A 12,834-nucleotide genomic window follows, 5' to 3' on the forward strand; every position below is an offset into this window, starting at 1 on the left:
TCGCAGAGAGCAACGGGAGGAATCTAGATGGTTGAGCCGTGGTTGCGAGGGACGTTGACTGAAATCGACGCGGTAAGGCGACAGGTGCTGCACGCTCTGGAACTGGCGGCGGAGGACGTCGAGCGTTGGTGTGCAGGATTGGGCGATGAGGAGATGAATGCGCGGCCGTTTGGCATAGCTCCGGTGGCGTTTCATCTCCGTCACATCGCGCGAAGCCTCGATCGTCTGCTGACCTATGCGGAGGGTGGGGCTTTATCCGGGACACAAATGGATGCGTTGGCCAGTGAGATGCAGGATGGTGCGTCTGCCGAGGTTGTGCTCGCTGAGGTCCGGGCTGGATTGGCTGAGGCACGACAGCGCGTATTGATGGTCTCGCAGGGAAGTTATGAAGATCCGCGTGGAGTGGGCCGGGCGTTGTTGCCCAGCACGGTAGGCGGACTGCTTGTCCATTGCGCGGAGCATACGCAGCGGCACATCGGACAGGCTGTCACAACGGCGAAGATCGTGACGGGAGCGCGTGTCTAACTGTCTCACCTCTCGTTAGAAGGGCTATGTCATCCGATAGGTGGAGCGAAAGATCCTCCGTTTGCATGGTTGACTGTTCCCAATGGGCCGCGTTGAATCGCTGCGAGGAAGAACATGCCACAAACGCAGGAGATACAAGCGGTACGAAACAAAACCGGATATTTTTTTGCTCTGGCGTCGGTGTGTGCCCTCATTTCGGCTGCCTGTGTCGCCATTCCGATGTTTGTCATTCGCCCATTCCGCCCACAGGGCGCGCGAGAGTTGGAGATTGCTCTGACCGTTCGCCACGCCGGCCCATGGCTTGCGGGCGTGTGCGTTGCGGTCGTGCTGCTGGTGGTGTTTCTCCTCTGGAAGGCAGCACGGATTGGCGCTCGGATCGCACTAGTCTGCTTGCTTGTGCTTGCGTTCGCGAGCGTATCTTTTACGCACGTCAACATCTTCGAAAAGATGTTTCACCCCTACGATTCGCCCTCATTCGAAAGCGCATACGAGGCAAAAGTCGACTCCGACGACAAGGTGCTCGCTGTCAGAGTAGGACAGGAAGCACGGGCCTATCCGATACGGACCATGGGCTATCACCATATTGTGAACGACACGATAGGCGGTGTCCCGATCGCCGTGACCTATTGCACGTTGTGTCACACAGGGCTGGTGTGGAGTCGCGTCGTCGACGGACAGCTACTGCATTTTCGCCTTGCCGGCATCAACAACGGCAATGCTCTCCTGCGAGATGAGCAGACCAGCAGTATCTGGCAGCAGAGCACCGGCGAGGCCATCTTCGGTCTGTTGAAGGGGCAGCAACTGAAGCTCGTTCGGAGCAACGAGTTGACCTTCGCCTTGTGGAAGAGCGAGGAGCCGCATGGGCAGGTATTGAAGTCGGACCCACCGTATGCGGCAGAGTACGACCCGAAAGACTGGGAGAAGCATGTCGCCAGGACAACAACGGTGGTCGACACAACGCGCTCCGGGATTGGACCGCATCAGCTGATGCTGGGAGTCGCCGTGGCGGGACAGAGCAAGGCTTATCCGATTGAGGCGATCCTCGCCGCAAAACTGATTCAGGATCGGGTTGGAAGTCTGCCCCTTATCGTAGTGGTGGGGCCTGATGGCGCATCCATCAGAGTATTCGAAGGAACCCTCGAGAATAGGCCCCTGACCTTTGCACGAAGTGCAGACGACCAGGGAATAAGCGACATCGATACAGCCAGCGTCTGGAACTTCCAGGGTTGCGCCGTAGAGGGATCGCTAACCGGACGCTGCTTAGCAGAGATCGACGCGCACAAGGACTACTGGTTCGACTGGATGAACCATCATCCCGAATCAGCGGTATTCAAGAATTGAGCTAGCTGACGAGGTGGCCCATCTTCTCGCGCTTGGTCTGAAGGTAGCGCTCGTTGGTAGGTTCGCTCGGGACCTCGGCGGAGATGCGCTCAACCACCTTGATTCCGGCAAGCTCCAGGGCTTCCACTTTCTCCGGATTGTTGGTGATAAGCCGGACCTCAGTGATCCCCATCTGCTTGAGGATCTGCGCAGGCAGCTCAAAGTGGCGGCAGTCGGCCTCGTAGCCAAGTTCAAGATTTGCCTCGATCGTGTCGAGACCCTTGTCCTGCAACTCATAGGCACGCAACTTCGCCATCAGTCCTATTCCGCGCCCCTCCTGCTGTTCGTAGAGCATAATGCCCGTGCCTTCGTCGGTGATCAGGGCCATGGCGAGTTCGAACTGCTGACGGCAGTCGCACCGCAGGGAGTGGAAGACATCGCCCGTAAGGCACTGCGAGTGGATCCGCACAATCGGAGGTGCTGCGTGAACGTCGCCCATCACCAGAGCGACCGCTCCCTCTACGCGTATGGCCGGCGGAGGGATGTTGTCGTTGCAGGCGGCTGGGTTTTCGATCACACCCTCGAAGCCGAGGATACGGAAGTGCCCCCAGCGGGTTGGAAAGTCGGCGTCGGCTACTTTGGTAACACTTGCGAACGGCATCTCTTGATTATACGTTTCCTGCTTCATGGACATTAGATTGCTCAGACAGGCTGCTGGATGCGAAGTTGCATTAGGGGCGTAAAGTAGTGGTGTGACTCAGCCCGATCCCAAGCTGATTTTGATTACGCTGTTGATAGAACTGGGCGTGGCCGCAGCGGTTTCGAGCTCGCTGGCGCGATCGACCCGTTTCAAAAATCTCCTCCTGTTGCCGCGTCGAACTCCACGGCAGACGGCCTGGCTCGTCATCATCATCTGCGTGCCGCTAACTCTTGGCGTATGGGTCCGCACCGCCGTCCCCAACTTCCTGGCCGCCGATCTCTCCTTCGAAACCACGATTTTATTGGGAATTCTAGTGGGGCCACTCGCTGCAATGGCGGGCGGAGCGACGCTTGCAATTCCAGCCGTACTTCACCATGAGTACTGGACTCTCCCGGTAAATCTTGCGATTGCCGCGATCGCCGGAGCCTTCGGCCGCTTTGCTGACCCCGAAGACGTGTGGTCGTTCTCCCCCATGATCGACCTGAGCATCTATCGCTGGGTCACACGTAACCTGCGACGGCCGCAGCTCGATCGTCAGATTCTGTTGCTTCTCCTGGTAGCCGGTATGCAGCTCGGGACTAGTGCGCTATCGCATTACTTCCCGAGGCACTTCTTCGAACTGAACTCCAGAGAGTGGTGGGTGCAGTTGTTGATCTGCGCCACCGCGCCAATCGTCGTCGGAATTCCACTCAAGATCTGGAATGCGATTCGTGTCGAAAGAAAGCTGGAGGAGCAGGGAAGGCTGCTGCTGGAGGCCCGCCTGGATGCGTTACAACGACAGATCAACCCACACTTTCTGTTCAACACGCTGAATTCGATCACCTCCCTGGTTCGCTCGCAGCCGGAGTTGGCGCGAGAGATGATCGTCAAGCTGGCCAACATCCTGCGCGTGCTCTTGAAAGACCGCGAGGCCTTCCTGCCGCTCAGCGAGGAGCTGCGCTTTACCGACGATTATCTGGACATCGAAGTAGTGCGTTTCGGTGACAAGCTGAAGGTCGTCAAGGAGATTGCCAATAACACACTGGACATCGTGGTGCCCGGAATGCTCCTCCAGCCGCTTATTGAAAACAGCATCAAACATGGCCTCGAGCCGCGAATCAGCGGTGGCACTGTTACGATCCGCAGCCGGATTACGGAAGAAAGAAGGCTGATGGTCGAGATAGAAGATGACGGCGTCGGAATGGCTCCAGAGCGCATCGACGTCTCTCTGGTGAGCGGCCTGGTTCGTCCCGGAAACGGCATCGGGGTACGCAACGTACGCGAGCGCATGCAGGTTTTATACGGTGAACTGGCGACCGTCGATATCAACAGCCGTCCGGGTCGAGGGACAAAGGTGACGCTCCTTATGCCGATTCTGGACGCAGGCGCCGAAACCTGGGGACCGATAGGAGGCGCGGCGGGGCAGGCAATTAGTCACATGGTCGAAGACGCCGTGCGCGCAATGACCCGGTCGTAATAGTCCTCGTAGAGCGGAATCACTCGAGAGGCGCAGAAGTGATCCTGCGCAGTCTTACGGCCCGCTCGCGCCATGGCGTCGAGACGCGGCTGATCGCTTAGAAGTGAGATCGCGGCGGCGGACATAGAATCGACGTCGCCCACGTCAAAGAGGAGGCCGTTATGTCCGTCTTGAATAAGCTCCGGAACTCCGCCGACGCGTGTCCCGATGGTGGGAACGCTGCACGCCATGGCTTCAAGCGCAGCCAGTCCGAACGACTCCATCTCGCTGGGCATCAGCATTAGGTCAGCCAGCGGCAGCAGCTCGTTGACGTTATCCTGTTTCCCGATGAAATGAACCCTATCCTGCACGTTGTGCTCACGTGCGAGATACTCGGCGACGCTGCGGTCAGGCCCGTCGCCAATCAACATCAGGCGAGCCGGCATCGCTCTGGCGACGCGGGCAAAGACCCTCACGACGTCCTGAATGCGTTTGACTGGCCGAAAGTTGGAGAGATGCACCAGAAGCCGTTCGTTCGGCTCAGCGAAGCGCGGACGCATCGCAGCCACTAGGTCCGGATCACGAAGGTAGACATCGCAGTTCACAAAGTTGCGGACCACCTCGATCTCGGAGGTGATCGCGAAGGCCTCGCGTGTGCGGTCGCGGAGGTAGCTCGATATGCTGGTGACCCCGTCCGACTGTTCGATACCGAATCTTGTTATAGGAAGATACGAGCGATCCAGTCCGACCAGCGTGATGTCGGTGCCGTGAAGCGTCGTGATAAAGGGCAGATGAATCCCCCGCGTGGCGAGCATCTGTCGTGCCAGCAACGCACTCACCGAGTGAGGAATCGCGTAATGAACATGCAACAAATCCAGCGAATAGAACTCAGCAACCTCGGCCATCCGAGTTGCGAGCGCAAGATCATACGGCGGGTGTTCAAACAGCGGGTAGTTTGAAACCGCAACCTCGTGAAAATGAATATTCGACTCCCGGCCACTGAGACGAAAAGGTTGCGAGTAGGTGATGAAGTGAATCTCGTGTCCACGAGCAGCGAGTTCGATGCCAAGCTCAGTAGCAACGACGCCGCTGCCGCCGTAGGTGGGATAACAGGTGATGCCGATCTTCATAGTCTTCCCATACTTTTCGGCTGCATGCATTTCTCCTGCTATTGGACGAAGCAAAGGTCTCATTGGACTCCGCCGCGTCCGGCGGTTCATCGGCTTTTCGCAAACAAGCACCGCTAGACTGCAAGGTCCCCGTAGTTGATGAGCTGCGGCGCATTTGGTTGCAAAGACCTCGCGGGAAGCTCGGTGAGCAAGGCATTTCGCTCGACGTCACGATGAGTGCGCAGTCGAGTGGTGACGCGATCTAAGTCCCCGTCGTTGTAGCCGGGATGGCAGCACAGCTCGAAGGTTCCCTCCGCAGGCAGAGCAAGCAAAAGTTCGTGAAGGGTTTGGGAGTCCAGATGGCCTGTCGCGGAGATTCCAATGGTTCCGTCCGTGGTCAGCACGCGGGCCTCGCGAATCTGCGGTTGGCGCCCGAACCTGCTTTTGAAGCTCCCGAGCAAATTTACCTGCAAACGGCGGAGGCGGTTCCCGTGGCCAAGTGCAAGACTCCAGTTCTGCTCGAAGGGATTGCGAATCGCACCGATGGAGCAGCGTTCAGCAACGCGCAGAAGAGGGCGCGTGACAGCAGGGAAGAGATGCGTGTGTTTGTGCGTATCGAGGTGAGTAACCTCAATGCCCGCGTCGCGCAACTTTTCCACCTGTGCAAGCGCCTCCCGTTCAATCTCCGCTTCGCTGATCTTGCCGCGCAGGAGTGCCTGTACGAAATCAACCAGCGAAGGACGAAGTGTTTTGCCATCGGGCCCCAGTAAGGTAGAGATACTCTGCGGCGGCGAGACCGGGATCCCGTCTGTGAGTGTGACATGACAACCAACGCCAAGGGTTGGGTTAGCACTGGCTATCGCGACAGCGTCGTCGAATGCGGCGCCGGTCGCCATCAGCGTTGCAGAGGTCAGCGACCCAGCCCGGTGAAGCTCTGCAATCGCGCGGTTAACTCCACGAGTGACACCGAAGTCGTCCGCATTGATGATGAGTCGCGCATGCATAAGTACTTATCATAGTGAACGTTCAAGGAGAACGTCCGAGCGGTCAGCGCCTGAGCCACCATCAACAGGCTCAGGCACGGATCCCTACTGAACGTGCAGCGTAGCCTTCAGCGGAGTATCACTGGAGGACGGCCCCGCCGTCACCTTGTACTCTCCCGGAAGCAGTTGCCATCCGTTCTGATCCGTATTGAAGACCGTAAGCGAGAGCGGATGCAGCGCGAGCGTGACCTCCTTCGACTCGCCAGGAGCCAGCTTCACCCGATGCCATGCTGCAAGCCGCTTATAGTCCTCCTTCGCAGCGGCAGGCAGCGCAACGTAGACCTCGGCGATCTCAGTGCCCTCATGCGTTCCCGTGTTGCGAACCGTGAAGTGAACCGTGCGCTTGGCATCATCCACAGTCAGGCCAGAGTAAGCATAGGTTGTGTAAGACAAGCCGAAGCCGAATGGGAAGAGTGGCTGCTTGTTGGTCGCCTCAAACCACTTGTAGCCGACCTTAGCGCCCTCTGAGTTGTAGTTCACGTCGAACGGTTGAACTTTATGCTCTTGATTTGGGCCAGGTGGCACGCCCTCAAGACCCGGTACCACCGGATGCGGCAACTGTGCCTCATCTTTTGCGAACGTGACCGGCAGCTTGCCGGAAGGATTCACCTCGCCGAAGAGGATGTTTGCCAGAGCCTGCGCACCGCCAATGCCCGGATACCACATCTCGACCACGCCCTTCACACGTTGAACCCACGGCATACTCACCGGTCCGCCGTTCTCAAGCACAACGATGGTGTTCGGATTCGCTGCTGCGACCGCCTCGACTAGAGCGTCCTGATTGTCAGGCAGCGACAGTGTCACCGCATCCATCCCCTCCTGCATCGGCTGGTTCACAAAGACAATGGCCACAGAAGAAGACTTCGCGAGCTTCACCGCCGCGGCAGTATCCAACCCATCGGCGTATCGAACTGACCCCTGAGGCGAGTGCGCCTGAATGTTCTTGAGCGGCGAAGAAGGGAAGTAGACATGCTCGGTCCAGCCGGAGCCGCCTGCCTTCGGATCCGCAGCATTACCGCCCGGCGCATCTACCTGGGCCGATCCGCCGCCCGAGAGAACACCCACATCTGCATGCGAACCGATGATCGCAATCGAACTCGCAGCCGTCGCCTTCAGCGGAAGAATATGATCCGCGTTCTTCAGCAGAACGATGCTCTCTTCAGCAATGTGCTGCGCGTCATCTCTTCCACGGAACGGATCGACGACAGTACGGACCGGCGGATCATCCACCACGCCCGCTGCAAACATGCTGCGGAGAATGCGATGAACCATGTCATCCAGTCGAGCCATGGGGACCTGCCCCCCTTCAACAGCCTTCTTCAACGGCGCATTGAAGTAGTTTTCGTCGCCTGGCATCTCCTGGTCCATCCCGTTCAGCGCTGCTTTGACGGTGCTGTGGGTCGCACCCCAATCCGACACCACCCAGCCCTTGAACTTGAAGTCCTTCTTCAAAACTTCGTTTAACAGGTAATCGTTCTCGCAGGTGTGGTCACCCTCATAAAGGTTGTAGGAGCACATCACCGCCGACGGCTCCGCGATCGCGATCGATACCTCGAAGGCAAGCATGTCCGACTCGCGTAAAGCCTTCTTGTCGAGCAGCGCATTGACAACAGTCCGCCCCGTTTCCTGGTCGTTCAGCGCGTAGTGTTTGATGTCGCTCATCACATGCTGTGAGAAGACTCCCTTTTCGAGATTGCCAGTCATCGTCCCAGCGAGGATCGGATCTTCTCCGGCGTACTCAAAGTTGCGACCGTTGCGCGGTTCACGCGTAATGTTGACACCGCCTCCGATCGACATATTCGTGCCCCAGGCGCGAAGTTCGCGGCCAATCACGGAGCCGTAAAGAAAAGCCGAATCAGGATCCCAGCTTGAGGCAGCGCCAAGCGTCGATGGCAGCAGCGTCGCATAACGGGACTGATACGCCGCCATGCGGGCTCCGACCGCGGAGTCCGCAAGATCGATGCCAGGAATACCCAGCCGGTCAATACCCGCCATATACCCCGCGGCGAAGTTCGATTTCGCCGGCACCGGGTCGCCCGCGCGCAGAACACCCCAACCCGTTCCGTGAACCATCTCAATTTTTTCATCAAGAGTCATCTGTCCGAGCACCATGCTGGCGCGCTCATCGGGCGAGAGAGCCTTATTCATCCACGGCATCTTCGAGATATCGGGTGTGGTCTGGGCCTGTGCTGCCGGAGAGCTAAACGAAACCACTGTAACCAAAGCAAAGATCGACAAAACGCTGAACCGTTGAAAAGATAACATCCATGCTCCTTCAAGCTGAGTGGCGACGGTCTCCCAATAACAGACCGTCGCTTGTTTACTGACCGTTAGAGAGTCTATATGAACTAAAACGTTATAGGTAAGGGCTTTCGCGCTTTTTGGGGCCAACGCCACCCAACTGCCAGGCAAACAGGAACTTCTCAGTGTTTCGCGCGAAGCTGTCCGATTGATCACTTCGCAAAGAGTTGTCCAATGTCCGCGAATGCCTTGAACTCAAGCGCATTGCCTGCAGGGTCTAGAAAGAACATCGTAGCCTGCTCTCCCACTTCCCCTTTAAAGCGTATGTACGGTTCAATCACAAACGTGACCCCCGCACGCCGAAGCCGCTCAGCAAGGGTCTCCCACGTCTCCATCGGAAGCACCACACCGAAGTGAGGAACTGGAACGTCGTGTCCGTCGACGGGATTGTGGTGAGCCTTGCCGTTCGAGGAGCCGGGCTTCAGATGCGCGACGATCTGGTGGCCGAAGAGATCGAAGTCGATCCACTGCGCCGAACTGCGGCCCTCCGCACAGCCAAGGGTGATTCCATAAAAACTACGGGCAGCGTCCAGGTCGTCGACTGGAAAGGCAATGTGAAAAGGTGTCAGCGTCAAGGTGGTCTCCTGCATCGATCATACGACTCGAGCAGATCACCCGTCGCACGCGGCTACCCGCGATGGAATCCCTGGTCGTAGCCGCGCAGGTAGGCTCTCTGGAACGCATCGCGAATAAGGCTCAAAGGGTCCGAGCGCGGAGTCGTAACCAGGAGTGGTGTGAAACTTCCGATCATGCTGCGGATGGTAGCCGAAGCCGTTGTAAGAGTCGCGCGCTCCGTCCTCGTTGCCCGAGCGAAACCCCACCTGATCTGCCCTTGCGATCAGCGGAGGAACGCTGGTGTAGCCGGCTGGCGGCGGAGGTGGTGGCGGGGCGTAGTAGGCGGTGTGTGACGCGCAGCCAGCCGTCAGCAGACAGGCGGCGGTGACAACAGGTAGAGCAAAATAAGAGAGCTTCATAGCGTCCTCACAATTCTGTTCGCGCGCAACCATCGGTGGGCGCACGTTCGAAGGAGTAAACGCTACTCAATGAAAAATGTTGTCGTCGTCGACGGATCTTAACCAGCAGCGATTTCTATTCGTTATCGCTCGGAAGTCGCACAACAAACTCTGTATTGCCGGGTTCGGAGCTGAAGCGGATGACCCCATGGTACTGGTCGACGATGCGCTGTACGATGCCCAGACCGATCCCTGTTCCCACGCCCACCGGCTTGGTTGTGTAGAAGGGATCGAAGATGTGTTCCTGGCTCTCCAGCGGAATGCCCGAGCCGTTGTCGCTCACGCTAATGCAGAGATCCATGTGTGGATTCTTCGCGTCCGTCTTCGAATTCTCCGCCCAGGTATGCACGCTGATCCGTCCGTGCTGCGGCACCGCGTCGATCGCATTGTCCAGTAGATTCGTCCAGATCTGGTTCAGTCCCGTGCACTCGCTATGCAGCGGAGGAAGATCCGTGGCGAAGTTCTTCTCGAGCACAATCTCCTTTTCGCGCAGCTTATGTCCGAGAATGATTAGCGTCGCGTGAATGCTGTTGTTGATGTCGATCGTCTGCTTCTGGCCCTTGCCTTCATAGGCGTACGACTTGACGGCGTGCACCAGGTCCGTAACTCGCCCGATACTCTCCTCGATGGTGCCTACCAACTGCATGCTTGAGGCCATCGCCTCCAGCCAGCCCAGTGCCTCTCCCAGCAACGGTCCGTCAAAGTCGTTCTTCACGCGCTCCAACTCAGCCGCGTTCATGCCGATCGAGACCAGCGTAGGAGCCATCTTCCACGCGTTTTCGATGTTGGCTGACTCCATCCACTCCGCCAACGCCTCTTCGGCATCGCTCTGGTCCAGCGAGTTCATCATCAACGGTTGCTTCATGGCAAGCGCCTGCTTCTGCATATCGAACATGCAGTGCTTCTGCTCTTTCGAGAGATCGCGCTCTTTGAACTTGAGAGACAGCTCATGCATTCGCATTAGATTGTCGCGCAGCTGAGACGCGGCACGGCGCGCGGCAGAGCCGGGATTATTCAACTCATGCATCAAACCCGCAGCGAGCGTCCCCAGCGACGCCATCTTCTCCTGCTGTACCGTCGTACTCTGAAGCTTTTGAAAGCGATATGCCATGTTGCCCAGAATTGCCTTCCGAACCTGCGGGCAACTGGTCATCAAACCCCAGAACTGCTCTTCGTCGAGCTCCAGCAGGTGACTTGGCGTCGTCGCCTCGACGCTCCCGAGGTTCGGAACGTTGGTCAACAGTGCCATCTCTCCAAAGGCGCTGCCGGCTTCGATCTTGGCCACAGTGAATTCATTTTGTTCGGCTGTCTTCTGACTCACTCGAAGCTCGCCGTCAAGCAGTATCCAGAAGGAGTGCGCCAGCTCACCCTGCCGTGTGACGACTTCGCCCTTACCGATGTGGAAGTCCCGCACGCCGTCAAGACAATGCAGCTCGTCATCTCGCAACGAGGACAGAATGGGAACCTTGCGCAGAAGCGCGACTAGATCCTCACTGACTTTTTCCATGACGTGACTTTGGACGATTTGGGTTTGTTCGCTCATCGGGTTATTGGTTGGTTGCCTTTCAAAGCGTAGCTAAATACTGATGCACAAACTGGATTGCGATCGAACCTTCGCCTACGGCGGATGCGCATCGTTTGACCGAGTTGAATCGTACATCGCCCGCGACAAAGATGCCGGGAACGCTCGTCTCCAGCAAATAAGGGTCGCGCTCCAACTTCCACGACTTGGGCGACTGCGCCTTCAAATCAGGACCGGCAAGAATGAATCCCTTGCTGTCGCGGCACAGCTCCGCTGGCATCCAGTCCGTCTTCGGCGCCGCCCCGATAAAGATAAACAGGGAGCTGGCCTGTCGAGCCTCTTCTCCGCGAGGTGTCTTGAGAGTCAGGCACTCCAGGTGAGTCTCTCCCCCCATCGCAACGACCTCTGTACCGGTCTCGACCGTGATATTCGGGGTCGCCTCGATCTGGTCGATCAGGTACTTCGACATGCTGCTTTCGAGCGACTTCCCGCGGACCAGCATGTGAACATGATCGGCATAACGGGAGAAATGCATAGCAGCCTGCCCGGCCGAGTTTGCCCCACCAACAATGTAGACTGCCTCTTCCTTGCACGACATCGCCTCAGTCAGCGCCGCGCCGTAATAGACCCCCGCTCCGCTCAACTTGTCTGCTCCCGGCACATCCAGCTTGCAGTAGTCGACACCTGTAGCCAGCAGGCACACATGGCAGGTCACCTCCTGCCCATCCGCCATCGTAAGAATGCGGTACTGATTCTCGGCGCGGATGCAGGAGACCTTCTGCGTAAGGAACTCGGCTCCGAGCCGATTCGCCTGCAGAAAGGCTCGCTTGGCCAACTCCTCGCCGCTGAGTCCCTCCGGAAAGCCCAGGTAGTTCTCGATCTTCGAGCTGGAGCCGGCCTGTCCGCCAGGCGCCGCTGCCTCGATCACCAGCGTCCGCAGCCCCTCAGAGGCCCCATACACGCCCGCCGCAAGCCCCGCAGGACCCGCGCCTACCACGACCACATCGTAGAACTCCTGCTGAGCCTGGGTGCGAAGCCCGACCTTATTGGCCATCTCCGTCGAAGTCGGCTGCACCAGCGCCGTGCCATCTCCAAACAAGATGACCGGCAGTTTGGTATCGTCGATGCCCTTTTCCTTCAGCAGCGCAAGCGCGTCCGGATTCGTCTCCGGGTTCAACCACTGGTAGGGAATACGGTTGCGCGAAAGGAAGTCACGGACCGCATGGTCCATCGCCGACCAACGCACCCCTACGACTCGAATCCCCTCAAACGGCGGCCTGTAGCCTTCCTTCCAGCTTCCCAGCAGATCGTCGAGCACCGGATAGAGCTTCTCCTCCGGCGGATCCCAGGGCTTGTTCAGGTAGTAATGAATCTTGGCCGAATTAATGGCTCGAATTGCCGCTTCCGTGTCGGCATAGGCCGTCAGCAGAACGCGTTTTGCGTTGGGATAGATGCACAGCGCCTGCTGGAGAAAGTCAACCCCGGTCATTCCCGGCATACGCTGGTCGGAGAGAAACAGCGCGACCGTGTCTTTTCTTTCCTTTAGCTGGTGGCAGATATCCAGGGCAGCAGCGCCGGAGGCAGCACGGACGATGCGATAGTCCTGACCGTAGTGACGGCGCAGGTCCTGGACCACCGCTTCCAGCACGCTGGTGTCGTCATCGATAGCTAGCAAAATAGGCTTAGGCATATCCCTTTATACTTCGTTGACGAGCTTTGAGACACTCCACGTATGATTCGATTGTGGTTAATGCCCGCAAGGTTCAGAAAGTTACTTGCCCGGATGGCAGAGTTTCTCCCTCCAAAGTGGCATCGACGGCCCAAGTTGTCCGAATTGAAGACATTGCCTCTTCTCCGCTGCAATCC

11 protein-coding genes are annotated in these 12,834 nt (G+C 58.0%); 3 read left to right on the forward strand and 8 right to left on the reverse strand.

Going from position 1 to position 12,834, the window contains the following annotated elements:
* Positions 1 to 27 precede the first annotated feature (27 nt).
* Together RBB81_RS14530 and RBB81_RS14535 are read left to right on the forward strand one after the other, a co-directional pair.
* Entirely contained in the window at positions 28 to 525 is a 498-nt protein-coding gene (locus RBB81_RS14530) for a DinB family protein (RefSeq protein WP_353071136.1), read from the forward strand.
* Between the two features lie 114 nt (positions 526 to 639).
* Positions 640 to 1,866, forward strand: coding sequence for a DUF3179 domain-containing (seleno)protein (locus tag RBB81_RS14535; protein WP_353071137.1), 1,227 nt, complete (start codon positions 640 to 642; stop codon positions 1,864 to 1,866).
* Position 1,867: 1 nt separating this feature from the next.
* Here RBB81_RS14535 and ribA read toward each other — a convergent pair whose 3' ends face one another.
* On the reverse strand, positions 1,868 to 2,506 hold the full coding sequence (ribA, locus tag RBB81_RS14540) for a GTP cyclohydrolase II (RefSeq protein WP_353071138.1): 639 nt from the start codon (positions 2,504 to 2,506) through the stop codon (positions 1,868 to 1,870).
* Positions 2,507 to 2,597: 91 nt separating this feature from the next.
* Here ribA and RBB81_RS14545 point away from each other — a divergent pair, with 91 nt between their 5' ends.
* Positions 2,598 to 4,001 (forward strand): sensor histidine kinase, encoded by a 1,404-nt coding sequence (locus RBB81_RS14545; protein WP_353071139.1) that lies wholly within the window; start codon positions 2,598 to 2,600, stop codon positions 3,999 to 4,001.
* On the opposite strand, the gene bshA is transcribed toward RBB81_RS14545, so the two are convergent.
* From bshA to RBB81_RS14580, 7 genes are all read right to left on the reverse strand, one after another.
* Complete coding sequence (bshA, locus tag RBB81_RS14550) at positions 3,959 to 5,110, reverse strand: N-acetyl-alpha-D-glucosaminyl L-malate synthase BshA (RefSeq protein WP_353073940.1); 1,152 nt, start codon at positions 5,108 to 5,110, stop codon at positions 3,959 to 3,961. The two genes, RBB81_RS14545 and bshA, sit on opposite strands and share 43 nt — an antisense overlap.
* Positions 5,111 to 5,223: 113 nt before the next feature.
* The gene (locus RBB81_RS14555; protein WP_353071140.1) at positions 5,224 to 6,093 is read right to left on the reverse strand and encodes a ChbG/HpnK family deacetylase; all 870 of its coding nucleotides are present in this window, start codon (positions 6,091 to 6,093) and stop codon (positions 5,224 to 5,226) included.
* A gap of 84 nt (positions 6,094 to 6,177) precedes the next feature.
* The gene (locus RBB81_RS14560; protein WP_353071141.1) at positions 6,178 to 8,397 is read right to left on the reverse strand and encodes a beta-glucosidase family protein; all 2,220 of its coding nucleotides are present in this window, start codon (positions 8,395 to 8,397) and stop codon (positions 6,178 to 6,180) included.
* Between the two features lie 188 nt (positions 8,398 to 8,585).
* On the reverse strand, positions 8,586 to 9,008 hold the full coding sequence (locus tag RBB81_RS14565; RefSeq protein WP_353071142.1) for a VOC family protein: 423 nt from the start codon (positions 9,006 to 9,008) through the stop codon (positions 8,586 to 8,588).
* Between the two features lie 36 nt (positions 9,009 to 9,044).
* Positions 9,045 to 9,407 (reverse strand): hypothetical protein, encoded by a 363-nt coding sequence (locus tag RBB81_RS14570; RefSeq protein ID WP_353071143.1) that lies wholly within the window; start codon positions 9,405 to 9,407, stop codon positions 9,045 to 9,047.
* A gap of 115 nt (positions 9,408 to 9,522) precedes the next feature.
* On the reverse strand, positions 9,523 to 10,989 hold the full coding sequence (locus tag RBB81_RS14575; protein ID WP_179582798.1) for an ATP-binding protein: 1,467 nt from the start codon (positions 10,987 to 10,989) through the stop codon (positions 9,523 to 9,525).
* A gap of 22 nt (positions 10,990 to 11,011) precedes the next feature.
* Complete coding sequence (locus tag RBB81_RS14580; RefSeq protein WP_179582800.1) at positions 11,012 to 12,658, reverse strand: FAD-dependent oxidoreductase; 1,647 nt, start codon at positions 12,656 to 12,658, stop codon at positions 11,012 to 11,014.
* Positions 12,659 to 12,834: the final 176 nt, after the last annotated feature.

The sequence above is a fragment of the Tunturibacter gelidoferens genome (assembly GCF_040358255.1).
Classification (GTDB): domain Bacteria; phylum Acidobacteriota; class Terriglobia; order Terriglobales; family Acidobacteriaceae; genus Edaphobacter; species Edaphobacter gelidiferens.